This window comes from Stenotrophomonas sp. 05N423, assembly GCF_056397145.1.
Genome location: NZ_JBFTMV010000007.1, coordinates 191,722 through 214,037 on the forward strand (window position 1 = coordinate 191,722; position 22,316 = coordinate 214,037).

Consider the following 22,316-nt stretch of genomic DNA (forward strand, 5'->3'; position numbering starts at 1 on the left):
AGAGCACCGGGACCCCAGGGCCCGTGGCAGGTGCGAACGAACGCGCCTGCCACGGGCCTTCGTATTGGAGTGGAGGCTGCCGTGGCGATCGGCTGCCAGGCGAAAGCAGGCCGCCATCCTGCCAATCAGGCTTTTGCGGCTGCCGCCATCGTGCAGCATGCCGCGGGATCAGGACGGGTCCAGACCGAAGCGGGAATGTCCATGTCCTTCCCGGTATGGGGACGCAGGATGCGATGGGCATCCTGCGCCGCATGACTCAGCTGGCCATGCTGATCGACTTCGTCACCAGGTAGGCGTCCAGTCCTTCCGTTCCGCCTTCGGAACCATGGCCACTCTGTTTCACACCGCCGAACGGCGTTTCCGCGTGCGAGAGCTTGGCGGTGTTGATGCCGATCATGCCGGCCTCGAGTCCAGCAGCCACGCGCTGCGCGGTCCGCAACGAGGTGGTGAAAGCGTAGGCGCCGAGGCCATAGGGCAGCGCATTGGCCCGCTGCAGGCCTTCTTCCAGCGTGGCGAACGACGTGATCGCCGCCACCGGGCCGAACGGTTCGGCCTGCATCAGCAAGGCCTCGTCATCAAGGTCGCTGACAACGGTGGGCTCCCAGAAGCAGCCGGCACGCGTCTGCTGCCGGCCGCCGCAGGCGACGCGTACGCCGCGCGCCACCACGTCGTCCATGAAGCGCTGCATCTCCGGCAGCCGGCGCTCGTGGAACAACGGTCCCATCTGCGTCGTCGCATCCAGGCCGTCGCCGACCCGCAATGCCTTCGACGCGCGTGCGAACGCTTCGACAAAGCGCGCATGGGCGCCCTGCTGCACGAAGAAGCGCGTCGGCGAGATGCAGGTCTGCCCGGCATTGCGGTACTTGGCCGGGATCAGCTGGCCGACCGCATGCTCGATATCGGCGTCGTCGAACACCAGCACCGGCGCATGCCCGCCCAGTTCCAGCGTCGCCGGCTTGGCGCGCTGCGCCGCCTGCACCGCCAGCAGCTGGCCGACGCGGGTGGAGCCGGTGAAGGAAATTTTGCGGATCACCGGGCTGGCGATGAGCCGTTCGGACAGGAATACCGGATCGCCGTACAGCACGTTGAGCACGCCGGCGGGAACACCGGCATCGGCCAGCGCCAGCGCCAGCAGCAGGCAGGTCAGGGGCGTCTCTTCGGCCGGCTTGACGATGCAGCTGCAGCCGGCCGCCAGCGCCGCGGCGATCTTGTAGCCCGGATTGCGCGCCGGGAAATTCCATGCCGCGAACGCCGCCACCGGGCCGATCGGCTCGCGCACCACCTGCTGCTGCAGGTCCGCCGAGCGCGCCGGCACGATCCGTCCATAAGCCCGGCGGGCCTCTTCGGCGAACCAGTCGAACATGTCCGCGGTGACCTGCCATTCGCCGCGCGCCTCCGCCAGCGGCTTGCCTTCTTCCAGGGTCAGGACCCGCGCGTTCTCCTCCAGGCGCTCGCGCATCAGCGCCGCGGCGCGGCGCAGCACCGCGCCGCGCTCGATCGCGGGCACGGCGCGCCACAGCCGGAAACCGCGTTCGGCCGCGTCCAGTGCGGCATCGACGTCCTGCGCCGACGGCGAACGGTAGCGTGCCAGCACCTGGCCGCTGGCGGGATCGACAACCGTGCTTTCCACGCCGCCGGTACCGGTCCGCCATGCGCCGTCGATGAAGAAGGTGGGATTGCGCAGGAATTCCGGGAGCGGTGACATGACGGACCTCATGGATTCAGGGGACGGCTTCGTAGGCGATGCGGCCGTCGAAGATGGTGTAGAGCACGCGGGTATCGAGCAGCTGCGCCGGTGCCAGTTCCAGGATGTTGTCCGACAGCACGATCAGGTCGGCCAGCTTGCCCTCCGTGATCGAGCCGCGGATCGCCTGCTCATGCGTGGTATGGGCCGGGTTGATGGTATAGGCGCGGATCGCCTCCTCGATGGTCAGCGCCTGCTCCGGACGCCAGCCGCCGGCCGGGTCGCCGCCGACGTCCTGGCGGGTCAGCGCATACCAGAGGTTTTCCATCGGGTTGATCGGCGCGATGTTGCCGCGATCGAAGCTGCCCGGCCAGTCGGACACGATGTTCAGGCGGATGCCGTTGTCGATCATCGTGCGCCAGGCAAAGGCGGTCTGCGCGCGCTTCGGCCCGAGCTTGGCATCGACGATCTTCTTCTCGCGCATCAGGTGGTAAGGCGTGATGTCGGCCACCGCGCCCAGCCGGCCAGCACGCTCGATATCGTGCGCATTGGGAAACCAGGCATGGATGACGCGCAGCGTACGGTCGCGGGCCGGATTGCGGGCCACCGCGGTCTCGTACCAGTCGAGCAGCAGGCGATGCGCCTTGTCGCCGATCACGTGCACCGCAGGGTCGAAGCCCAGACGGTCGGCGGCGACCAGGTCGCGTTCCATGCTGGCCTCGTCGACCACCCGGAAGGTCAGCCCGCCGGCGTTCTGCGGGTTGTCCAGGTAAGGCTCCTCCATGTAGAAGCCATCGATGAAAGCCTTCAGCCCGCCGTAGCGGATCAGGTCGTCGCCGCCCTGCGGCACGATTCCGTGGCCGGCGTAGTCGCGCCAGTTGGCCATGGTCAGGATCGGGTTGACGCGCAGTGTCAGCCGGCCGCGGTCGCGCAGGTCGGTGAAGATGCTCAGGTCGCTGTTACTGCGCTCGACATGGGTGTGGTAGATCTGCTGCTGCGAGATCGCCTCGACCCGGGCGATGTCGTGGATGCCGGTGATCCCCTGGCGGTTGAGATCCTTCACCAGCCACTCGGCGGCGATCAGGGTGCGCGCCCGCGACGGCGGCGGCAGGGTCTGCGCCATGCGTCCGCCGGCACTGCCGAACAGCATCCCGGTCAGTTCGCCCGTGGCCGGGTCGCGCTGGTACTCGCCATTGGACGGGTTCAGCGAGTTCCGGTCGATGCGCAGCAGCCGCATGCCCAGCGAATTGACGAAGTGACTGCCGTCGTGGCGGCGCAGCAACACCGGATGCCGGGCCGTGACCCGGTCCACCGCCGCCAGCGACGGGGTGAAGCCGACAAAGCCGCGATCGCCGGCACGGCGTGCCGCGGCCGCCGCGGACGAGCCCCAGTCGTAGCCGGTGATCCACATGCCTTCGGGAACGCGCGCAGCGGTTTCGGCCAGCCGTTCCAGCATTCCGGCCTCGTCGTTCACATCGACCAGCCGGGCCTCGTAGAACCACTCGGCGGCATTCTCGAAATGGGTATGGCCATCGATGAAGCCCGGCAGTACCAGGCGACCCTGCACGTCCAGGGTCCGGGTCCGCGCTCCCTTGAGCGCAAGCACCTCGGCATCGTCGCCCACCTTCACGATCCGGTTGCCGCGAACCGCCACGGCCTGCGCGACCGGATGCGCGTCGTCCACCGTCCAGACCCGCGCGTTGTGCACGATGAGGTCGGCGGGCTCCGCTGCCGGCCGCGCCTGCACCACGGCGGAAGCCAGGAGCAGGCAACTGGTGGCCACGACGGCAGGCCAACGGATGAAGCGGCATGGGGTGCGCATTGTCTCTACCTCCACAGCGGAACGGGATGGATGGAAAGGGCCGTACAGGACCAGCGGCGCGTGCCGTTGCTCATGCCGGCACGCAGGCGACGGCATGGCCGTCCGATACCTCGACCATCACCGGTGCCTCCGGCGTGAGCGGCGCGTCGGGGATGCAACCGTGGTTGTAGTGGCGCCAGCCAGGCGGCAGCGCACGCACGCGGACCTCATGCTGCTGCAGCCGGTAGCCGCCCGCGCCATCGCGCGCGATCCTCGGCGTGGCCTGCAGCAGGCGGCGCGTATAGGGATGCAGCGGACGGTCGTAGATGTCATCTCGCGAGCCTGTTTCCAGGATGCGCCCGCGGTACATCACCAGCACGCGGTCGGCCACCTGCTCCACCACGCCCAGGTCGTGCGAGATGAACAGACAGGTGAAGCCGAAGCGGCTCTGCAGGCTCCTGAGCAGGCCGAGCACCTGTTTCTGGATGGTCACGTCCAATGCCGATACCGGTTCGTCGGCAACCACGAAGCGCGGCCGCGAAACGACGGCACGGGCGATGCAGACGCGCTGCCGCTGCCCGCCAGAGAGTTCGTGCGGGTGGCGCTCGGCGTAATCACCGGGCAGGCCGACCTCGGCCAGCATCTCGCAGGCGCGCTGCCGGCGTTGCGCCCGCGACAGCCCGGGCACGTTGTGCAGGCCTTCGGCCACGATATCGCCCAGGTCCATGCGCGGGTCCAGGGACGAGTAGGGATCCTGGAACACCATCTGCGCGCGCAGCCGGTGCCGCTTCAGCGCGGCCCCGCTCAGACCAGTGATCTCCTCGCCTTCGAAACGGATCGAGCCGCCGGAGGTCTCCGTCAGGCACATCAGCGCGCGGCCGATGGTGGTCTTGCCTGAACCGGACTCCCCCACCACCGCCAGAGTCTCGTGTGCGTGGATGCTGAAATCCGCTTCCTCGACCGCGCGGAACAGCGTCGGCCTGCGCCAGAACACCGCCGGCCTGCGGCTGAAGGCGACCCGCAGCGCGCGCACTTCCACCAGCGGCCGCGACCGGAGCGATGACGGTTCCGCCACCGCGGGCATGCGCACGGGCAACGCGCCAAGCAGTGCGCGGGTGTAGTCGTGCCGCGGCGAGAACAGGATGCCCGCGCAGTCGCCCGATTCCACGGTTTCGCCCTTGCGCAGCACGGTCACCTTGTCGGCGTAGTGCGCCACCATCGACAGATCGTGGCTGACCAGCAGGATCGCCGTGCCGATGTCGCGGCTCAGCGACACCATGATGTCCATCACTTCCTTCTGGACGATGGCGTCCAGCGCGGTGGTGGGTTCGTCGGCGATCAGCAGCCGCGGGCGCATCGCCAGCACCGAGGCCAGCATGATGCGCTGGCGCATGCCGCCGGAGAACTGATGCGGCCAGGCTTCGAAACAAGCGAGCGGATCGGCGATCCGCACCCGCTCCAGCATGTCCAGGCATTGCGTGCGCGCCTGGCTCGCCGACAGACCGTGGTGCAGTCGCAGCGCCTCGCTCATCTGCGCACCGACCCGCATGGCGGGATTGAGCGACACCATCGGCTCCTGGAACACCATGCCGACCTCGCGACCGCGCAGGCCGCGCAGCTGCGCCTGGCTGGCGCCGATCAGTTCGCGTCCGCCCAGGCGGATGCTGCCGCCGCGCACCGCGGCCACCGGCGGCAGCAGGCCGAGGATCGAACGGCCGATCATGGTCTTGCCGCTGCCCGACTCGCCCACCAGCGCGGCGATCTGCCCGGGCTGCAGTTCGAGATCGAAGTCCGTGACCACGCGCCGCCAATCGCGCTCCGGCGTGCGCACGTCCACCTGCAGTCCCTCGATGCGCAGGACCGGATCGCTGCTGCACGCCGATGGCGAAGGAGAAAGCGCCGTGGAGTTCATCACAGGTTTTTCATCCTCGGATCGAACTGGTCGCGCAGCGCATCGCCCAGAAGGTTGATGCCAAGCAGCGTCAGCGAAACACACAGGCCCGGCGCGATCGCCAGCCAGGGAGCGCGCTCGAAATAGTTGCGGCTGTCGGCCAGCATGCCGCCCCAGCTTGGCGCCGGCGGCGGTACGCCCAGACCGAGGAAGGACAGCGCGCTCTCGCTCAGCACGGCCCAGCCGAACAGAGCAGTGGCCAGCACGATGAGCGGCGAAAGGCTGTTGGGCAGCACGTGCCGGAACAAGGTGTAGATCTCCGCGTTGCCGGCCACGCGCGAGGCTTCGACGTATTCCTTTTCGCGCAGCGACAGCACGCTGGCGCGCACGATCCGCACCACCGCGGGCAGGTAGGCCAGGCCCAGCGCCATCACCACGCCGTGGCGCGAGGGCCCGAATACCGCCATGACCCCCAGCGCCAGCACCAGCGAGGGAAAGGCCTGCAGCGCATCCATCAACGCCATGACGCAGCGGCTGGCCCAGCCGTCCACGAAGCCGGTGGCCGCACCGATCAGCGTGCCCGCGGCAACGGCGATCGCCACCACCAGCAGGCCGATCCACAGCGTGATCGCCGCGCCCGCCAGGAGGCGGCTGAACACATCGCGCCCCCACTCGTCGGTTCCCAGCCAGTGGGCGGACGACGGCGGCTGGAGGATCGCGTCGAAGTCCATGATGATCGGGTCGTGCGGCGTATGCAGCGCCCCCGCCATCGCCGCCAGCAGCATCAGCGCCATCAGGCCGCCGCCTACCAGGGCGTTCGGGCGACGCAGCAGTGCATCCAGCCAACGGCGCTTCATTGCGGCCTCACGCGGGGATCGAGCAGCGGATAGCACAGCTCCACCAGCAGGTTGACGATCACGTAGATCGCGGTCACCAGCAGCATGCATCCCTGGATCACCGGGTAATCGCGGGCGAAGATGCTGTCCACCATCAGCCGCCCCAGCCCGGGCAGGGTGAACACCGTCTCGATCACCACCGCACCGCCCAGCAGCGAACCAAGCGTGAGTCCGATCATCGTCCAGGTCGGCGCCATCGCGTTCTTCAGGACGTGGCGACGGGCCACCGCCGCTTCGCCCAGCCCCTTGGCGCGCGCATGGGTCACGTATTCCAGGCGCAGCACCTCGATTGTGCTGGCCCTCGCCATGCGGATGATGACGCCGGTTTCGATCAGGGCCAACGCGCAGACCGGCAACAACAGGTAGCGCATGCCCTCGATCGGCGCGTCGGCGAGCGACACATAGCCCACCACCGGCAACAGGTCGAGCCAGACGCCGAAGACCAGCAGGAACACCAGACCCAGCCAGAAGCTGGGGATCGACAGGCAGGCGATGGCCAGCGTGACCACGCCGACATCCACCGCCGTGTTCTGCCGCCATGCCGCGAGCATGCCCGCCGGAATCGCCAGCAGCGAGGCCAGCAACATCGCCGGCAGCACCAGCGACGCGGTGACGCCGAGGCTGGAGACGAGGATTTCCGACACTGGGCGCTGCTGCAGGATCGACACGCCGAAGTCGCCACGCACCACCTTGCCCAGCCAGACCAGGTATTGCATGGCGACAGGCCTGTCCAGCCCCATGGCATGGCGCAGCCGTTCCAGCGCGACCGGATCGCCCAGGTCCCCGAGCATCAACTGCGCCGGGTCGCCCGGAATCAGGCGGATCAGGCCGAATACGATGATCGACACCAGCAACAGGGTCGGCACCGCAAGCAGCAGCCGGTTCAGTGCGTACTTCAGCAAGTCGATGTGCTCCGCGTCATGGCCCGTATCCGCCTCACAGCCGGTACTCGACGAACTCGCGCCCCTCGTAGGGCTTGCGCGCGATCCACATCCGCCCTGCCCCGGGATCCATCAGGGTCGTGGCGACCGTAGCCGAGATGCTGTCGAAGCTGACCGGCTTGGGCGAGCGCAGCACACTGTCCGGCTTGCCGTACTCGTCGGCAAGGACGTGCTTCACGAAGTCCAGATCGATGGCCGCGGCATGCGTGCGCAGCGCGTGCTCGACGCGGCGCTGCCGGTATAGCGAGTTGGGGCCGCTGCGCAGGCCGAGGTCGCGCAGCTTCGCGCGCGCAGACGGCGTGATCCAGTGGTTGGCATGCACCAGCACCCCGTCCTCGGGCACGCTCCAGAAGATCTCGTCGGGCGCGCACTCCAGGTTCACCGCCTCCCCGCCGCTGTGGCTGAGCATCAGGTTGTTGGAACAGTAGCGGTCGTGCGTCCACAGGCTGGCCATCGCCGCGGACAGCGAGCCGCACTCCAGCAGCTTGCGCCGGATCAATGCCAGCGGCGCCTGCCCGGGGCGCACATAGTCGCGCTCGCACATCAGGAAGTTGCCGCTGATGGCCAGGCCTGCACGGTTGAAGCCGTGCCGCGCCAACGCGCCGGCCTCGCAGAAGGTGAGCATGTCGTTGCCGTCTTCGGCACGGATCTTCAGCACGATGCCGGTATCGACGCACTCCTCGCGCCAGTCCCAGTTGTGGGCGTGCAGCAGGCGGCCGGTAGCCGAACGCTCCGGCATCACGACCAGGCCGGTGCAGCCGTCGGTCTTCTCGGCCCGCGCGTGTTCGCTGCCGAACATCATTTCCGTACGGCAGTTGATCGTCACGATGTCCTCGATAGCGATCCCTGCGCCTTCGGCGATGCCCTCCATCTCTTCCAGATACGCCGGATCGTAGGCGGCGATGACCGGCATGAAGGCGCGCGCCATGCTTGCCTGCTTTTCCGCACCGATGCCGCGGCGTTCCATCTGCCCGCGATACAGGGCGGCGCTTGCCGCCACCCGCTCCGGAACGGCCACGCCCTGCTGATGGCCACGTGCGCGGGGCGAGCCGGACACCTCGACTTCGGGAAACCAGTCCATGTACCTATTCCTGACAGAAGTCCAACGGGATGCGGCATTGTGTACTTAATCTTCGATAAGTGCAATTTACCCACTGGGGCGAGATCTCCGCCCGCTCCTGCCCTGCCATCAGGCACCTTTTCGATCCAGGCATGAGCCCGAACATGCTCATTAAAACGGTCATCCCGTAATTTGCTGGACGCGGCGGATCCCGGATCGGGGGCTTCCATACGCCTGCGTGCGTGAGGCAAGGCGGGCCGGCTCCCCTGTCAAAGCCCGTCAAATTGCTCTTGACACAATAAAAATACAATGACAAGGTGATGTGAAGCCAAGCCCTCTTCGAGGCGGGCCCGCTTCGGAAGACAACTTACGAGTCGTTGAAACGCACACCCATCCATCCAATCGGGGAGGTTGAACATGAGTGGTATGCCTGCATGCGGCTTCAAGCGCAGCCTGTTGTTCATCGGCATGGGCCTGGCCCTGTCGTCCAGCGTCGCCGCAAGCGGGCATGCGATCGATCCAGCGGCTGACGCGCCTGCAAGCGCCGACGCACCCGCCGCCGGCGCTCCGTCGTCGAATCCGGCCGAGAAGCCGCATACCCTCACCACGATCACGGTCAATGCCGACCGCTCCGAAGGCTACGGTAGCGACTATGTCCAGGTGGGCGCCTTCCGCGACCAGACCATCCTGGACACTCCGTCCACCGTCAACGTATTCCCGCGCGCCATCATCGAGGCGCAGAACGCCACCGGCATCTTCGATGTGATGAAGAACTCGCCCGGCGTGACCCGCTCGCAGACCAACGGCATCTTCGCCGACAACCTGACCGTGCGTGGCCTGACGATGCAGAACCGCAGCAACTTCCGCCTCAACGGTTCGCTGCCGCTCAACAACCTGATCGCGATGCCCATGGAGAACAAGGAGCGCATGGAAGTGCTCAAGGGCACCTCGGCGCTCTACTACGGTTTCACCAGCCCGGGTGGCGTGGTCAACCTGGTGACCAAGCGCGCCGGCCACAGGCCCAACTTCAGCCTCCAGGCCAGCTACAACGAGCATGGCCAGCTGCTGGGCGCGCTCGATGCCGGCACCCGCTTCGGCGAGGACAACCGGTTCGGCCTGCGCCTGAACCTGGTCGGCGGCCAGCTCGGCAGCTACGGCATCGACCATGTCGAAGGCGACCGCGCGCTGCAGAGCCTGGCAGCGGACTGGCGCATCAACGACCGCATCAACCTGTTCCTCGACTACGAGCGCCTGACCCGCAGCGCCACCGAGCAGGCGATCATCGCCATGCCCAAGGTGGTCAACGGCTCCATTCCCCTGCCCGCACTGCCGTCCTCGGCCAACTTCTTCTCGCCCGGCCGCTGGGCGGTCACGGCAGGCGAAGCGGAGAACTACATGGGCAAGATGACCTTCGCCCTGTCCGAGCGCTGGGCCGCCAGCATCGAGGCCGGCCGCGCGATGACCGAGCGCACCGAACGCGCATTGCCGATCTTCACCCTGAGCAATCTGGCCACCGGCGACGGCAGCGTCTCGCTCTCGTTCAACCGTGGCGAGAGTTTCGTGAACAAGAACTACCGCGCCGAGGTCACCGGCCTGGTCCCGATGGGGCCGGTCACCAACGAAGTCACCCTCGGCTTCATGCGCAACGACCGCTTCCAGAACAGCGCCGTGGGCGGTGCCGTCCTGATCGACCCGGCACATCCGCCGGTCAACCCGCCCGGCGTGGCGTCGTTGCTGTATCCGCAGAACCTGTATCACCCGTCCACCTACGCACAGCGCACCCGCTTCAGCCGGCCCGCGATCGGCTTCCGCCCGCAGAACGCCCGCGACGACGGCCTCTATCTGTTCGACCGCATCCGCTTCAATGAGCACTGGCAGGTCGTGCTGGGCGCGCGCCGCTCCGACTACGAGAACATCTCCAACCCCACGCCCACGACCCAGACCGTCTATCGCACCAAGGAAACCTCGCCGTCGGCATCGGTGGTCTGGCAGTTCCGGCCGCACACCAGCTTCTACGCTTCCTATATCGAAGGCCTGGAAGAGGGCGAAACCGCGCCTACCCTCAACATCGTCAACGCGGGCGAGGTGTTCGGGCCGAAGGTCAGCAAGCAGCGGGAAATCGGCGTGAAAACCGAGGTGCTCGGTGGCGTCATGGCGACCCTGGCCTACTTCGACATGGATGTGCCGACCGCAGGCTTCCGCCTGCCCTCCCCCACGCCGGGCATGGACCTGTACGTGCAGGAAGGGCGCTCCAGTTACAAGGGCTTCGAGTTCAGCGTCACCGGCGAAATCACCCCGGCGCTGTCGGTCGTCCTCGGTGGCCTGCTGCTGGATGCCAAACAGGAATCGGCCGCCAACCCGGCGCAGATCGGCAAGGTCCCGGACAGCACCGCCGAACGCACCTTCAGCGCTTACCTGGACTATCGCCCGGCATGGGCAAAGGGATTCAGCATCAGCGGCGGCTCGTTCTACACCGGCCCGCGCGCCCTCGGCCCGCTGGAACAGGGCTACCTCAGCGGCCACACGCTGCACAGCGCGGGGCTGCGCTACAACACCACGATTCCCGGCGACCACAGGCTGACCCTGCAGTTGAACGTGGACAACCTGACCGACAAGCAGTACTGGTCCGGAGGCAACGGCTACATCGCGGTCGGCCTGCCGCGCACGACCAGCTTCCTGGTCAAGCTGGACTGGTTCTGATCCCCGTCCCCGGCGGCCCGTATCCTCCCAGACGGGCCGCCGGGGACGGCCAGGGACCGCCGCGGCCCTGAGCCGCAGCGCGCAGGGGAATCCGCATGGCAGGCACGGGAAACGCTTTCGCGCGGGAGCTCAGGCTGGCGGGCCGCCGCCTGCACGTGGTCGACCTGCCCGGCCTGCTGGGGGAGAACAGGCATGCCTATCCCGTGGTACTGCGCCTGCTGGCGGAGAACATCGCCCGTACCCTGGAGGGCGACGAACGCATACTGGCCCTCGCGGCGCTGCGCCACTGGCTGGACGATGGCAGCAGTGAAGCGGAGATCGCCATCCGGCCCGGCCGCCTGCTCATGCACGACACCACCAGCACCCCGGCGCTGGTGGACATCGCCGCCATGCGCGATGCGCTGGCCGAGGCCGGCGTCGATCCCCGCGCACTCAATCCGACACTGCCGGTGGACATCTCCGTCGACCATTCGCTGGCCGTCGAGGTCCATGCCCGGACCGACGCCATGCGGGTCAACATGGCCCACGAGATGCGGCGCAATGCCGAGCGCTACCGGTTCCTGCGCTGGGCCACGCAGGCGCTGGACGGGGTGCGCGTCCATCCGCCCGGCACCGGCATCATGCATACCCTCAACCTGGAGCAACTGGCCACGGTGGTGACTACCGCCGAGCACGAGGGCGTTGCCTGGGCCATGCCGGACCTGATGCTGGGCACCGACAGCCATACCCCCATGATCAACGGCATCGGCGTGCTCGGCTGGGGCGTCGGCGGACTGGAAGCACAGACGGTGATGTTCGGAATGCCGATCCAGCTGCGCATTCCCGACGTCGTCGGCGTACGCCTGCGCGGCGCCCTGCGCACGGGCGTCCAGGCCACCGACCTGGCATTGGTCATCACCCAGCGCCTGCGGGCATCGGGCGTGGCCGGCGAGTTCGTCGAATACTTCGGCCCCGGCGTCTCCACGCTCACCGCCGGCGACCGCGCCGTGATCGCCAACATGGCGCCCGAGTACGGCGCCACGACCGGATTCTTCGCCATCGATGCGCAGACCCTGGCCTATCTGCGCGCCACCGGGCGCAGCCCGGCGCAGGTTGAACTGGTCGAGCAATACGCCCGGCGACAAGGGCTGTGGTTCGATCCCCGGGCGTGCCCACGCTATACGCGGATCGTCGAAGTGGATCTGGACAGCGTCGGCTGGCACATCGCCGGACCGCGCCGTCCCCAGGACCTGCTGGACCATGGCGGCAGCGCCGCCGCACTGCGCCGGGAAGACTTCAGGCCACGGGCGACCGGCCCCCTGCCCGCGCACGCGGTGGCACTGGCCGCCATCACCAGCTGCACCAACACCTCCGACCCGGCGCTGCTGGTCGCCGCCGGCCTGGTCGCGCGCAAGGCACGACAGCGCGGCCTGCGCGTACCGCATTGGGTCAAGACATCGCTGGCGCCCGGTTCACCGGCAGCCACCTCCTACCTGGCACGCGCCGGCCTGCTGGAGGATCTCGGCGCCCTGGGCTTCGGCATCGTCGGCCACGGCTGCACCACCTGCATCGGCAACCCGGGGCCACTGACCCGCCCGATCCGGGACGCCCAGGAAGCAGGTACCACCCAGGCAGTGGCCATCCTGTCGGGCAACCGCAATTTCCCCGGCCGGATACATCCGGACATCGAACTGGGCTTCATCATGTCTCCGCCGCTGGTGGTCGCGTTCGGCCTTGCCGGCGATGCGGCGCGCGATCTGCGGAACGAGCCGGTGCAGGTCGACGACGACGGCGTGCCTGTCTACCTGTCCGACCTGATGCCCAGCCGCGAGGAAGTGCAGGCCGTGCTTGCCGACGCCATCCGGGCAGGCGATTTCCGCCGCGATTTCCGCAAGGCCGGCCACAACCCCGCATGGTCCGCGTTGCGGTCACCGGCGTCCCCGCGTTTTCCCTGGGAGGCCGGCTCGACGACCCTGCGCAGGCCGCCCTTCGCCGCTTCCGGGCAGCGCAGCCAACTGGGCCACTACACGGCCTATCCGCTGCTGGTGCTGGGCGACGATGTCACCACCGACCATATCTCGCCGGCCAGCGCCATCCCGGCCGACAGCCTGGTGGCCGACTTCCTGGTGCAGCAGGGCGAGGACCGCACCGACCTCAACGTGTTCGCCTCCCGGCGCGGCAACTGGGAAGTCATGCTGCGCGCGGCATTCCACAACAGGGCACTGGAGAACCGGCTGGCACCTTCGGCGCCTGTAGCCCATACCCTGCACGCGCCCTCGGGACGGATATCGCCGCTATGGGAGGTGGCCCGACATCACGCCGACGCCGGCGAGGCGGTGGTGCTGGTGGCCGGGGAACGCTATGGCACCGGCTCTTCGCGCGACTGGGCGGCAAAGGGGCAGCGCCTGCTGGGCATACGCGCGGTGCTGGCCATGAGCTTCGAGCGCATCCACCGTTCCAATCTGGTCGGCATGGGCATCCTGCCGCTGCGCCTGCCGCGTGCATCGCACCCCCATGGCCTGCAGGTACTGCCGGGCGACCGCATCGAGGTGGCTGCCGATGCCGGGCAGCTCGCGCCACGGTGCGCCATCACCGTGATTGTCCATCGCCATACCGGCGGCGCCGAGACAATGCAGGCCACGGCCGCGGTGGAAACCCGGCTCGAGGTGGAACTGCTCAGGGCCGGTGGCGTGATTCCCTACATCCTGGAACAGACGCTCGCCGCGCACGCGCCGCGGGAAACCACGCCCGCTCCATCGTAAGGGCCGATGCCGCGCGGCGGGGCTCGCGCACGTGTGGCGGAAGGCACGTACCGCGGGATCGATGCGGCGCGATCATGGCGGTCGCGCGCGCCGCCGGACCGCTCAATGCCCGGCCTTGTCCCGTTTCCAGCCGCGGTGGCGGATGTCCAGGTACAGGCTGTACAGCGCGGTGAAGGTCGGGAACAGGTTGCCGAGGATGCCCACCGCGTCGTTCTTGCCGAATACGAAGTAGCTCAGCGTCATCAGGCTGCCGAAGATGCTCATGTACCAGAACAGGCGCGGGATCACCGGCTTGCCCTGGCGCTTGCTGGCGACGAACTGCACCAGCCAGCGGCCGCCGAACATCAGGGTGCCGGTCAGGCCGATCAGCTTCCACGGCGACATGTGCACGCCGGTCCACTCCAGCCACGGCAGCGGCTGGCTCATGAAATCCATGCTCAGACCTCCTCCACCGCCGTGCGTTTGCTGCGCACGATCAGCCAAGCCACGCCGCGCAGGTCGCGGATGCCGACCAGGGCGCGGCCGAGGTTGTTGTACTTGGACACGCCGGCGGTGCGGTGGCGGTGGTTGACCGGCACGCTGGTGGTCTGCCAGCCGGCGCGCTGCATCAGCGCCGGCAGGTAGCGGTGCATGTGGTCGAAGTACGGCAGGTCGAGGAAGGACGCGCGCTCGAACAGCTTGATGCCGCAGCCGGTGTCGGGCGTGTCGTCGCGCAGCATGCGCGCGCGGATGCGGTTGGCCCAGCGGCTGGCCCAGCGCTTGGAGCCGGAGTCCTGGCGGTTGACGCGCCAGCCGGCGAACAGCTTGACCCCGGGCGCGGCGGCGTCGCGCGCGGCCAGCAGTTTCGGGATGTCGGCCGGGTCGTTCTGGCCGTCGCCGTCCAGGGTGGCGATCCACGGCGCGCGCGCCGCCTTCACCCCGGTGCGTACGGCGGTGCTCTGCCCGCTCTGGCTGACGTGGTGCAGCACACGCAGTTCCGGATTGACGGCCTTGAGCGACTGCAGCACCTGCAGGGTGTCGTCCCCGGAGTTGTCGTCGATGTAGACGATCTCGAACGCCACTCGCCCGCGCAGCGCGGCGGTGATCTCGCCGACCAGGGGCGCGACGTTGTCGCGTTCGTTGAAGACGGGGACGACCACCGAAAGTGCGGGTTGGTTCATCGCGGGGGATCCGTTCGTGCTGAGGGAAAAGACCGCGCATTTTCCAGCGCGCGGCTTGATGGGAGATGAGCCGTAACCTGCTCACGATCCGTCGTGAGCGAAGTCCTGCGGCCCGTGGTGGAGCGGAGCAAGCGCAGCGTATAAGCGATACGTGAGCATTGCGAGCACCGCACGCGGGCCGCAGGGCGAGCGCAGCAGGAGCGTGGGCAGGTTCTCAGGCCGCGGCGCCGAAGTAATCGCGGCACCAGGCCACCACCGGCGGCAGGCCGGCCTCGATCGGCGTGGCCGGGTCGAAGCCGAACGCGGCGCGCGCGCGCGCAGTGTCGGCCATGGTTTCCACCATGTCACCCGGCTGCATCGGCCTGTAGACCTTCTGCGCGGGGCGGCCGGCGGCCGTGGCGATCACCTCGATGAAGCGCTCCAGCTCCACCGGCGTGTGGTTGCCGAGGTTGAATACCCGGTGCGGCACGACGTCCTCCGAGGGATGGTCGAGCGCGCCGAGGATACCGGCGACGATGTCGGAAACATGCGTGAAGTCGCGGCGCATGCGGCCTTCGTTGAACACCTCGATCGGCCGTCCGGCCAGCACCGCGCGCGAGAACAGCAGCGGCGCCATGTCCGGCCGGCCCCACGGGCCATACACGGTGAAGAAGCGCAGGCCGGTGGCGCGCAGGCCGTACAGCTGCGCGTAGGTGTGGGCCATCAGCTCGTTGGCGGCCTTGGTCGCCGCGTACAGCGAGCGCGGCTGGTCCACGCGCTGGTCCTCCGAGAACGGCGGCGTGGCCGAATCGCCGTAGACCGAACTGCTCGATGCATAGACCAGGTGCTGCACGCCACGGTGGCGGCACAGCTCCAGCATGTTGACGAAGCCGACCAGGTTGCTGTCGACATAGGCATGCGGGTTCTGCAGCGAGTAGCGCACGCCGGCCTGCGCGGCCAGGTGGATCACCCGGGTCGGCTGCACCTCGTCGAACAGCGCGGCCAGGCCGTCGCGGTCGGTCAGGTCCAGCGCGCGGATGTCGACCTGCGGGCACAGCGCGGCGACGCGGTCGTGCTTGATCCGCGGATCGTAGTAGTCGTTGTAATTGTCCAGCCCGACCACGCGTTCGCCGCGCGCGGCCAGTGCCTGGCAGGTGTAGGCACCGATGAAGCCGGCGGCGCCGGTGACAAGGAGAGTCATTGGAGGGGTCCAACCTGCGATGCGGTGGGTTTATTGTCGCGTGGCGACGCGCCAATCTTCATGGCGCCCTGGATTGTGCATGGCGCGGCGCCGGTGACAAGAAGGGTCATTGGAGGGGTCCAACCTGCGATGCGGCGGGTTTACTGGCGCGTGGCGACGCGCCAATCTTCATGGCGCCGTGGATTGTGCATGGCGCGGCGCCGATGAAACCGGCGGCGCCGGTGACGAGGACGGTCATCAGGTCGTTCCGAAGTGCGGGGGGCGGGAGCCACGCGGCAACGCGACGGGCGGTTGGACGCAGGGCGCCGCGTCCATGATAACGGCGCACGCCGGCACCGCCGCGGATTACAGGGTCAACGGGTCCTTGGCCAGGGCTTCCTTGCGCTCCTTGCTGAAGGCCCACCACGGCTGCGGCGCTTCGCCGGCCATGAAGCGCACGACCGACAGGAACACGTCGATCACGCAGGGGTCGTGCATCACGCCGGTCTTCAGGCACAGCTGCGCGTACATGTCGTAGGGATCGCGCCCGCGCAGGTGCGCGGGAACCCGGATCCCGATCAGACGGAGATCCTTTTCACAGGCCGGCCCGACATTCGGCAGGTCGGTCAGACGCAACAGGTGATTGCGGTCGACCTTGGTGGGGTTCATTGCCTTGCATGCACCTCGGGAGGGATGGAACGTCAGCCTTGCCGACGGGTACGCAGCCTTTCCAGCACGCCATCGAGCGTGTCCAGGTCGGTGTAGTGGATGACCAGCCTGCCCTTGCCGCCGCGGCCGTGGTTGATCGCGACCCGGGTGCCCAGCGATTCGGACAGCTCGGTTTCCAGCGAGGCGATGTCGGCCTGCGGCGCGGCCGGCTTGGGCTTGGCGTTGCGCGCGCCCGGCACCTTGCCGGCGGCGAACTGCTGGGCACGGTGCTCGACCTCGCGCACCGACCAGCCTTCGTCGGCGGCATCCTGCGCCAGCTTGGTCGCCAGTTCCGGCGCCAGCGTCAGCAGCGCGCGGGCATGGCCCATTTCCAGGCGGCGGCTTTCCAGCAGCACGCGCACGCCGATGGGCAGGTCGATCAGGCGCAGCAGGTTGGACACCGAGGCGCGCGAGCGGCCCACCGCCTGCGCGGCCTCGGCATGGGTCAGCGAGAATTCGGAGATCAGCCGCTGCAGCGCTTCGGCTTCTTCAAGCGGATTGAGGTCCTCGCGCTGGATGTTCTCGATCAGCGCCATCGCGATGACGGTGCGGTCTTCCAGCTCGCGCACCACCACCGGCACTTCGTCCAGCCCGGCCAGGCGCGAGGCGCGCCAGCGGCGTTCGCCGGCGACGATCTCGTACCTGCCACCCTCGATCTGGCGCACCAGGATCGGCTGGATCACGCCTTGCGCCTTGATCGACTCGGACAGCTCGCCCAGCTTGGCCTCGTCCATCTCCCGGCGCGGCTGGTACTTGCCCGGCTGCAGCAGGTCGATCTGCAGCTTGCGCAGCACCTCGCCCGGCTGCGGTTCGGCCACGGCCGCCACCGATACCGGCGTCACCGCGCCCTTGGGGCCCAGCAGCGCGTCCAGGCCACGGCCCAGGCCGCGTTTCTTCGCAGCGCTCATCAGACAGCCTCCACGGCCCTGACGGCCCTGTTGCGTTCATCGGTGCGGCGGATGAGCTCTCCCGCCAGGCCGAGGTAGGCCACGCCGCCGCGCGAGGTGCGGTCGTAGCCGACGATGCTCTGGCCGTGGCTCGGCGCCTCGGCCAGGCGCACGTTGCGCGGCACGATGGTGCGGAACACACGGTCGCCGAAATGCCCGGTGAGCTCGGCCGACACCGCGTTGGCCAGGTTGTTGCGTACGTCGAACATGGTGCGCAGCACGCCTTCGATCTCTAGGCTGGGGTTCAGGCTGCCGCGCAGCGCCTCGATGGTCTCCACCAGCGCGCTCAGGCCTTCCAGCGCGTAGTACTCGCACTGCATCGGCACCAGCACCGAGTCGGCGGCGGCCAGCGCGTTGAGCGTCAGCAGCGACAACGCCGGCGGGCAGTCGATCAGGATGAAGTCGTAGTCGCCGCGGATCGGCGCCAGCGCGCGCTTGAGGCGCTGCTCGCGGCCTTCCTGCTCCATCAGCTGGATCTCGGCCGCGGTCAGGTCGATGTTGCCCGGCAGCAGGTCATAGCCTTCCGGCGCCTTCACCCGGATGTCGGCGGCGCTGCTCTCGCCCAGCAGCAGGTCGCAGGTGGAGGCCGCGACCTCGCGCTTGTCCACGCCGCTGCCCATGGTCGCGTTGCCCTGCGAATCCAGGTCGACCAGCAGCACGCGCCGCGGCGCGGCGGCGAGGGCGGCAGCCAGGTTCACGGCGGTGGTGGTCTTGCCGACGCCGCCTTTCTGGTTGGCGATGGCGATGATGCGAGCCATGCGGGTGGGCCTCATGGGCTGGAAGGTTGGGACTGGCCATTATGCGGGCTGGGGGCCGGATCGGGGAAATCCGCGCCAGCCACGCCTGCCGCAGGAGCGGCTTCAGCCGCGAAAGGCTTCATCGGGAGATCCCATTCGCGGCTGAAGCCGCTCCTGCGCAAGGCCGCGGTGCCTTCAGGTGCGGCTGCACACCACCAGGTGGCGCTCGCCCACCAGCCCCGGCACCTGCAGCGGACGCACATCGAGTACGCGCCAGTCGGCAGGCAGCTCGGCGATTTCCTCGTGCGGGTGCACGCCCTTCATCGCCAGCAGGTGACCGCCGGGGCGCAGCAGGTGGCCGCCGACTGCGACGATGCCGGCCAAGGTGTCCATGGCCCGTGCGGTCAGGTTGTCGTAGGCGGCCGGCTCGTCCAGCGCCTCGGCGCGCGACTCGGCCACGCGGGCGTTGTCCAGGCCGAGCTGGCGCACGGCCTCGCGCAGGAAGCGCGCCTTCTTGCCGTTGCTTTCCACCAGCGTCACCCGCAGCTGCGGGCGGGCGATGGCCAGCGGGATGCCGGGCAGCCCGGGACCGGTGCCGAGGTCGGCCAGGGTGCCGGACTCGATGTGCGGCACCATCGCCAGCGAATCGAGCAGGTGGCGGGTGACCATCTCGCGCGGGTCGCGGATCGCAGTGAGGTTGTAGGTGCGGTTCCAGCGCACCAGCAAGGCCAGATAGGCCAGCAGCGGCTCGGCCAGCGCGGCGTCCAGGCCCATCGTCCGCAGGCCGTTCGCCAGATCGCTGCCGACTTCAGGCGGTAGGGAGGTGTCGTTCATGCGCGGATTATCGCAGAGCCGGGGAGCGCGTCAGGAGCAACCCGAGGACGCAGGCCGCCATGGCCCCCCGACGCCCGCCGGGCAGCGCCACCGGCCGCCTCACGGCGCGCGCAGACGGGGAAACAGCGGGCCGGTCGCGACGAAACACCAGGTGACCAGTACGAACGGCAGGGTCAATGCCGGCATGCCGATCGGTTCCAGCGCCGCCGATGCGCCGGCGAACACCACCGCGGTGACGACCGCGCCCAGCAGGGCATAGCCCGCCGCCGTGGCGTTGGCGGCGAAGAACACGCCGTACAGCGCGATGGCGGTCAATGCCGGATTGAACCCGAAGGCACCGGCGCGGATCGCCGGCTCGGCCGCGCCCATGCCCCACGCCACCAGCAGGCCGCCCAGCGAACCGGCCAGCGCCGCCACGAACGCGAGCCGCGACGCGACCAGCAGGCCGATCGCGAACAGCGCGCCGGTGACGACATTGCCCTGGAAGAAGACCTGGGCAAGGCCGTTGAACAGGCCTTCGACCACCGTCGAGAAGGTCACGATGCCTTCCACCGCCGTCGCTTTCGGCAGGCCGGCGGTGGGCAGGGAACCGGTGGAATGCAGTTGGCCGAAGCGCGCGCAGGCCAGCACGAACAGCAGCGCGGTGAACACGAAGGGGGCCGTCAGTGCCGGCAGCCTCCACGCCGCGAACAGGTTCATCAGGGCCGCCATCAGCACCGTGGTGCCGGCCGCCGCCAGCATCACATAGCCCCAGGTCAGCAGGCTCGGCTCCAGGAAATACAGCAGTGCGATGGCGACCAGCGCGCCGTTGAAGCCGAACAGCCCGGCGCGGATTTTCGCGCGCTCGGCCCCCAGCCACAGCGCGGTGAGCGTGCTTGCCGCGGTTCCCAGCAGCACTGCCGCGCCGAACAGCAGCGAGTTGTAGAAGATGCCGGCCAGAAACAGCAGGCCGGCCAGGCGGTTGTCCTGCAGCATCACCTGGCTGATGCCGCGCAGCAGGGTGCTCGCCGCCGCCAGCGCGCACGCGCCCGTATCAGCGGACAGGCGGGCCGGGCGCGGTGCGGACGCCGTATGCGCCGGCTGGGGGGGAACACGGGGCTTCATGGAATCCTCGCAGGCACGGAAGATCGGCGCGGACGCCGCCCCGGACCAGCCGGGCAGCGCAGTTTGGCAGTGTCGGGGCGCGGCATGTGGGCCGACGACGGCATGCGCGCCGGTTTCAGAATGGGTACCACGCCAGCGCGGCGCGGAAATCGGCCGCAGCCTGCCATTCGTGCAGGTGCCAGCGCGCGGCCTCGCCCAGTCCGGGGTCGCACCAGGCCAGGTACAGGGCGCCGTCTTCGCCGGGAGCGAAGCGCAGCCGGTGCAGGCCGAAGGAAATGCCATGGCCATGCGCCTTGAGCAGGGCTTCCTTGGCGCACCAGACGCGGAAGAACCAGTGCTCGCGGGCGGCATCGTCCAGCCCGTCCAGCCAGGCGATCTCGTCGGGATGGAAGAAGCGGGCGATCACCTGCCGCATCTGCCGGCGCGGGCGCTGCTGCTCCAGGTCCACGCCCAGCCGGGCGCGTTCGCCCAGCGCCACCAGCAGGTGGCCGCCACTGTGGCTCCAGCCGGTACCGTAATGCGCCAGTTCGCCGATCAGCCAGGGCCGGCCGCGCTCGTCGCGGGTCAGCGGCAGGGCCTGCGGCGTGCTGTCCAGTTCGGCCGCCAGCAGCTCGCGCGCCTGCGGCTCGCCGCGGGTGCCGGGCACGTGCGGCAGTTGCCAGACCCTCACCTGCCCGAACCGCCAGGATGGCACCGGCGCCATCAACGCGCGGCCCCGGTCCACAGCCGCTTCACGCCCGATCGTCTTGACTGCGACGGTCGCACCGCTCCGGGTGCACAGACGAAAGGAGACATCGACATGGGCATCATCATCTGGTTGATCGTGGGCGGCGTTGTCGGCTGGCTGGCCAGCCTCATCATGCGCCGCGACGCGCAGCAGGGCATCATCCTGAACATCGTGGTGGGCATCATCGGCGCGATGATCGCCGGCTTCCTGTTCAACGGTGGCAGCATCAACGGCGCCATCACCCTGCGCTCGTTCCTGCTCTCGCTGCTCGGCGCGGTGATCCTGCTGGCCATCGTCAACCTGTTCACGCGCAAGAGCATCCGCTGACCCGCGGGCCAGCGCATGACGAAGCCCGGCCGGCAACGGCCGGGCTTCGCTGTCTCAGTCCTTCGCCAGCTGCACCCATGCCGGCGCATGGTCGCTGGGGCGGTCCCAGGTGCGCGGCTCGCGGTCGATGCCGGCGGCCACCGCCTGCGGCCTGAGCGCCTCGGACACCAGGGTCAGGTCGATGCGCAGGCCGAGATCGCGGCGGAACCCCGCCGCGCGGTAATCCCACCAGCTGAACACGCCGGCCGCGTCGTTGTGCAGGCGGAAGCCATCGTGCAGGCCCAGCTGCAGCAGCTTGTCCAGCGCGCCGCGCTCGGCGGTGGAAGTAAGGATGTGGTCGCCGTTCCACACCGCCGGGTCGTGTACGTCGCGGTCGTCCGGAGCGATGTTGAAGTCGCCCAGCACCACCAGCTTCGGGTACCTGCGCAGCTCGGCCGCGATCCAGTCGTGCACCGCTTCCAGCCAGCGCAGCTTGTAGGCGTATTTTTCGGTACCCACGTCCTGGCCATTGACCACGTAGAGGTTGACCACGCGCACGCCTTTGATGGTGCCGGCGATCGCCCGCTTCTGCTCGTCGTCGAAACCGGGGATGCCGATCTGCACGTCCTCGATCGGGTCGCGCGCCAGCAGCGCCACGCCGTTGTAGGTCTTCTGCCCGGCGAAGACATTGCGGTAGCCCAGCTCCAGCAGGCGCGTGTCCGGGAACTTGTGGTCCTCCAGCTTGGTTTCCTGGATGCCGACCACGTCCGGGGCGAAACCGGCCAGCCACTGCTCCAGGTGCGGCAGGCGGACATTGAGCGAATTGACGTTCCACGAGGCGATTTTCATGGCGCGATTCTACGTCCTGGCGCCGCGTGCCGGGCCGGCAGCGACGGGGTCATTGCAAACAAACGCTATCG

General features: G+C 68.7%; 20 protein-coding genes and 1 pseudogene. 3 read left to right on the plus strand and 18 right to left on the minus strand.

Going from position 1 to position 22,316, the window contains the following annotated elements; translation table 11 throughout:
- Positions 1-256: 256 nt before the first annotated feature.
- The 7 genes and pseudogenes from AC1DGW_RS12670 to AC1DGW_RS12700 all read right to left on the minus strand — a co-directional run bounded on the left by AC1DGW_RS12670 (position 257) and on the right by AC1DGW_RS12700 (position 8,294).
- Positions 257-1,705: an NAD-dependent succinate-semialdehyde dehydrogenase gene (locus AC1DGW_RS12670; RefSeq protein WP_478023457.1), complete on the minus strand. Its 1,449-nt coding sequence runs from the start codon at positions 1,703-1,705 to the stop codon at positions 257-259.
- Positions 1,706-1,721: 16 nt separating this feature from the next.
- Positions 1,722-3,506 carry an amidohydrolase gene (locus AC1DGW_RS12675; RefSeq protein ID WP_478023459.1) on the minus strand — a complete coding sequence of 595 codons (1,785 nt, stop codon included), beginning with the start codon at positions 3,504-3,506 and terminating at the stop codon, positions 1,722-1,724.
- Positions 3,507-3,576: 70 nt separating this feature from the next.
- Positions 3,577-4,569, minus strand: coding sequence for an oligopeptide/dipeptide ABC transporter ATP-binding protein (locus AC1DGW_RS12680; protein ID WP_478023538.1), 993 nt, complete (start codon positions 4,567-4,569; stop codon positions 3,577-3,579).
- A 39-nt stretch (positions 4,570-4,608) separates the two neighbouring features.
- Positions 4,609-5,397: pseudogene (locus AC1DGW_RS12685) on the minus strand (ATP-binding cassette domain-containing protein); the annotation flags it as partial.
- The gene (locus tag AC1DGW_RS12690; RefSeq protein ID WP_478023461.1) at positions 5,397-6,233 is read right to left on the minus strand and encodes an ABC transporter permease; all 837 of its coding nucleotides are present in this window, start codon (positions 6,231-6,233) and stop codon (positions 5,397-5,399) included. The gene AC1DGW_RS12690 and the pseudogene AC1DGW_RS12685, both read right to left, overlap by 1 nt.
- Complete coding sequence (locus tag AC1DGW_RS12695; protein ID WP_478023463.1) at positions 6,230-7,174, minus strand: ABC transporter permease; 945 nt, start codon at positions 7,172-7,174, stop codon at positions 6,230-6,232. Before AC1DGW_RS12695 ends, AC1DGW_RS12690 begins: the two co-directional genes overlap by 4 nt.
- A 34-nt stretch (positions 7,175-7,208) precedes the next feature.
- Complete coding sequence (locus tag AC1DGW_RS12700) at positions 7,209-8,294, minus strand: C45 family autoproteolytic acyltransferase/hydolase (protein ID WP_478023465.1); 1,086 nt, start codon at positions 8,292-8,294, stop codon at positions 7,209-7,211.
- Positions 8,295-8,690: 396 nt separating this feature from the next.
- Here AC1DGW_RS12700 and AC1DGW_RS12705 point away from each other — a divergent pair, with 396 nt between their 5' ends.
- Both AC1DGW_RS12705 and acnA read left to right on the plus strand, forming a co-directional pair.
- Positions 8,691-10,973, plus strand: coding sequence for a TonB-dependent siderophore receptor (locus AC1DGW_RS12705; RefSeq protein ID WP_478023467.1), 2,283 nt, complete (start codon positions 8,691-8,693; stop codon positions 10,971-10,973).
- A 95-nt stretch (positions 10,974-11,068) separates the two neighbouring features.
- A complete protein-coding gene (gene acnA / locus AC1DGW_RS12710; RefSeq protein WP_478023469.1) occupies positions 11,069-13,714 on the plus strand; it encodes an aconitate hydratase AcnA in 2,646 nt (881 codons plus the stop codon).
- A gap of 102 nt (positions 13,715-13,816) precedes the next feature.
- Here acnA and AC1DGW_RS12715 read toward each other — a convergent pair whose 3' ends face one another.
- The 10 genes from AC1DGW_RS12715 to AC1DGW_RS12760 form a co-directional block, all read right to left on the minus strand.
- On the minus strand, positions 13,817-14,149 hold the full coding sequence (locus tag AC1DGW_RS12715; RefSeq protein WP_478023471.1) for a lipid-A-disaccharide synthase N-terminal domain-containing protein: 333 nt from the start codon (positions 14,147-14,149) through the stop codon (positions 13,817-13,819).
- Positions 14,150-14,151: 2 nt separating this feature from the next.
- Positions 14,152-14,874, minus strand: a complete 723-nt coding sequence (locus tag AC1DGW_RS12720) for a glycosyltransferase family 2 protein (protein WP_478023473.1) — start codon at positions 14,872-14,874, stop codon at positions 14,152-14,154.
- 214 nt (positions 14,875-15,088) lie between these two features.
- Positions 15,089-16,054, minus strand: coding sequence for an SDR family NAD(P)-dependent oxidoreductase (locus tag AC1DGW_RS12725; RefSeq protein WP_478023475.1), 966 nt, complete (start codon positions 16,052-16,054; stop codon positions 15,089-15,091).
- 106 nt (positions 16,055-16,160) lie between these two features.
- Positions 16,161-16,292: a hypothetical protein gene (locus AC1DGW_RS12730; protein ID WP_478023477.1), complete on the minus strand. Its 132-nt coding sequence runs from the start codon at positions 16,290-16,292 to the stop codon at positions 16,161-16,163.
- Positions 16,293-16,399: 107 nt separating this feature from the next.
- Positions 16,400-16,702 carry a helix-hairpin-helix domain-containing protein gene (locus AC1DGW_RS12735; protein ID WP_478023479.1) on the minus strand — a complete coding sequence of 101 codons (303 nt, stop codon included), beginning with the start codon at positions 16,700-16,702 and terminating at the stop codon, positions 16,400-16,402.
- A 32-nt stretch (positions 16,703-16,734) separates the two neighbouring features.
- The gene (locus tag AC1DGW_RS12740; protein ID WP_478023481.1) at positions 16,735-17,649 is read right to left on the minus strand and encodes a ParB/RepB/Spo0J family partition protein; all 915 of its coding nucleotides are present in this window, start codon (positions 17,647-17,649) and stop codon (positions 16,735-16,737) included.
- Complete coding sequence (locus AC1DGW_RS12745) at positions 17,649-18,446, minus strand: ParA family protein (RefSeq protein WP_055767259.1); 798 nt, start codon at positions 18,444-18,446, stop codon at positions 17,649-17,651. Before AC1DGW_RS12745 ends, AC1DGW_RS12740 begins: the two co-directional genes overlap by 1 nt.
- A gap of 174 nt (positions 18,447-18,620) precedes the next feature.
- A complete protein-coding gene (gene rsmG, locus AC1DGW_RS12750; protein ID WP_478023483.1) occupies positions 18,621-19,259 on the minus strand; it encodes a 16S rRNA (guanine(527)-N(7))-methyltransferase RsmG in 639 nt (212 codons plus the stop codon).
- A gap of 99 nt (positions 19,260-19,358) precedes the next feature.
- Positions 19,359-20,363, minus strand: coding sequence for an urea transporter (locus AC1DGW_RS12755; protein ID WP_478023485.1), 1,005 nt, complete (start codon positions 20,361-20,363; stop codon positions 19,359-19,361).
- Between the two features lie 115 nt (positions 20,364-20,478).
- Positions 20,479-21,066, minus strand: a complete 588-nt coding sequence (locus AC1DGW_RS12760; protein ID WP_478023487.1) for a 4'-phosphopantetheinyl transferase family protein — start codon at positions 21,064-21,066, stop codon at positions 20,479-20,481.
- Between the two features lie 96 nt (positions 21,067-21,162).
- On the opposite strand from AC1DGW_RS12760, the gene AC1DGW_RS12765 reads away from it, so the two are divergent.
- The gene (locus AC1DGW_RS12765) at positions 21,163-21,417 is read left to right on the plus strand and encodes a GlsB/YeaQ/YmgE family stress response membrane protein (protein ID WP_478023489.1); all 255 of its coding nucleotides are present in this window, start codon (positions 21,163-21,165) and stop codon (positions 21,415-21,417) included.
- Between the two features lie 54 nt (positions 21,418-21,471).
- On the opposite strand, the gene xth is transcribed toward AC1DGW_RS12765, so the two are convergent.
- Complete coding sequence (gene xth, locus AC1DGW_RS12770; RefSeq protein ID WP_478023491.1) at positions 21,472-22,245, minus strand: exodeoxyribonuclease III; 774 nt, start codon at positions 22,243-22,245, stop codon at positions 21,472-21,474.
- Positions 22,246-22,316: the final 71 nt, after the last annotated feature.

Coding starts and splice junctions, on each gene's coding strand:
- AC1DGW_RS12765 (WP_478023489.1), top strand. CDS start 21,163: ATGGGCATCATCATCTGGTTGATCGTGGGCGGCGTTGTCGGCTGGCTG.
- AC1DGW_RS12705 (WP_478023467.1), top strand. CDS start 8,691: ATGAGTGGTATGCCTGCATGCGGCTTCAAGCGCAGCCTGTTGTTCATC.
- AC1DGW_RS12725 (WP_478023475.1), bottom strand. CDS start 16,054: ATGACTCTCCTTGTCACCGGCGCCGCCGGCTTCATCGGTGCCTACACC.
- xth (WP_478023491.1), bottom strand. CDS start 22,245: ATGAAAATCGCCTCGTGGAACGTCAATTCGCTCAATGTCCGCCTGCCG.
- AC1DGW_RS12680 (WP_478023538.1), bottom strand. CDS start 4,569: ATGCCCGCGGTGGCGGAACCGTCATCGCTCCGGTCGCGGCCGCTGGTG.
- AC1DGW_RS12755 (WP_478023485.1), bottom strand. CDS start 20,363: ATGAAGCCCCGTGTTCCCCCCCAGCCGGCGCATACGGCGTCCGCACCG.
- rsmG (WP_478023483.1), bottom strand. CDS start 19,259: ATGAACGACACCTCCCTACCGCCTGAAGTCGGCAGCGATCTGGCGAAC.
- AC1DGW_RS12690 (WP_478023461.1), bottom strand. CDS start 6,233: ATGAAGCGCCGTTGGCTGGATGCACTGCTGCGTCGCCCGAACGCCCTG.
- AC1DGW_RS12700 (WP_478023465.1), bottom strand. CDS start 8,294: ATGGACTGGTTTCCCGAAGTCGAGGTGTCCGGCTCGCCCCGCGCACGT.
- acnA (WP_478023469.1), top strand. CDS start 11,069: ATGGCAGGCACGGGAAACGCTTTCGCGCGGGAGCTCAGGCTGGCGGGC.
- AC1DGW_RS12675 (WP_478023459.1), bottom strand. CDS start 3,506: ATGCGCACCCCATGCCGCTTCATCCGTTGGCCTGCCGTCGTGGCCACC.
- AC1DGW_RS12720 (WP_478023473.1), bottom strand. CDS start 14,874: ATGAACCAACCCGCACTTTCGGTGGTCGTCCCCGTCTTCAACGAACGC.
- AC1DGW_RS12715 (WP_478023471.1), bottom strand. CDS start 14,149: ATGGATTTCATGAGCCAGCCGCTGCCGTGGCTGGAGTGGACCGGCGTG.
- AC1DGW_RS12730 (WP_478023477.1), bottom strand. CDS start 16,292: ATGACCGTCCTCGTCACCGGCGCCGCCGGTTTCATCGGCGCCGCGCCA.
- AC1DGW_RS12760 (WP_478023487.1), bottom strand. CDS start 21,066: ATGGCGCCGGTGCCATCCTGGCGGTTCGGGCAGGTGAGGGTCTGGCAA.
- AC1DGW_RS12745 (WP_055767259.1), bottom strand. CDS start 18,446: ATGGCTCGCATCATCGCCATCGCCAACCAGAAAGGCGGCGTCGGCAAG.
- AC1DGW_RS12740 (WP_478023481.1), bottom strand. CDS start 17,649: ATGAGCGCTGCGAAGAAACGCGGCCTGGGCCGTGGCCTGGACGCGCTG.
- AC1DGW_RS12735 (WP_478023479.1), bottom strand. CDS start 16,702: ATGAACCCCACCAAGGTCGACCGCAATCACCTGTTGCGTCTGACCGAC.
- AC1DGW_RS12670 (WP_478023457.1), bottom strand. CDS start 1,705: ATGTCACCGCTCCCGGAATTCCTGCGCAATCCCACCTTCTTCATCGAC.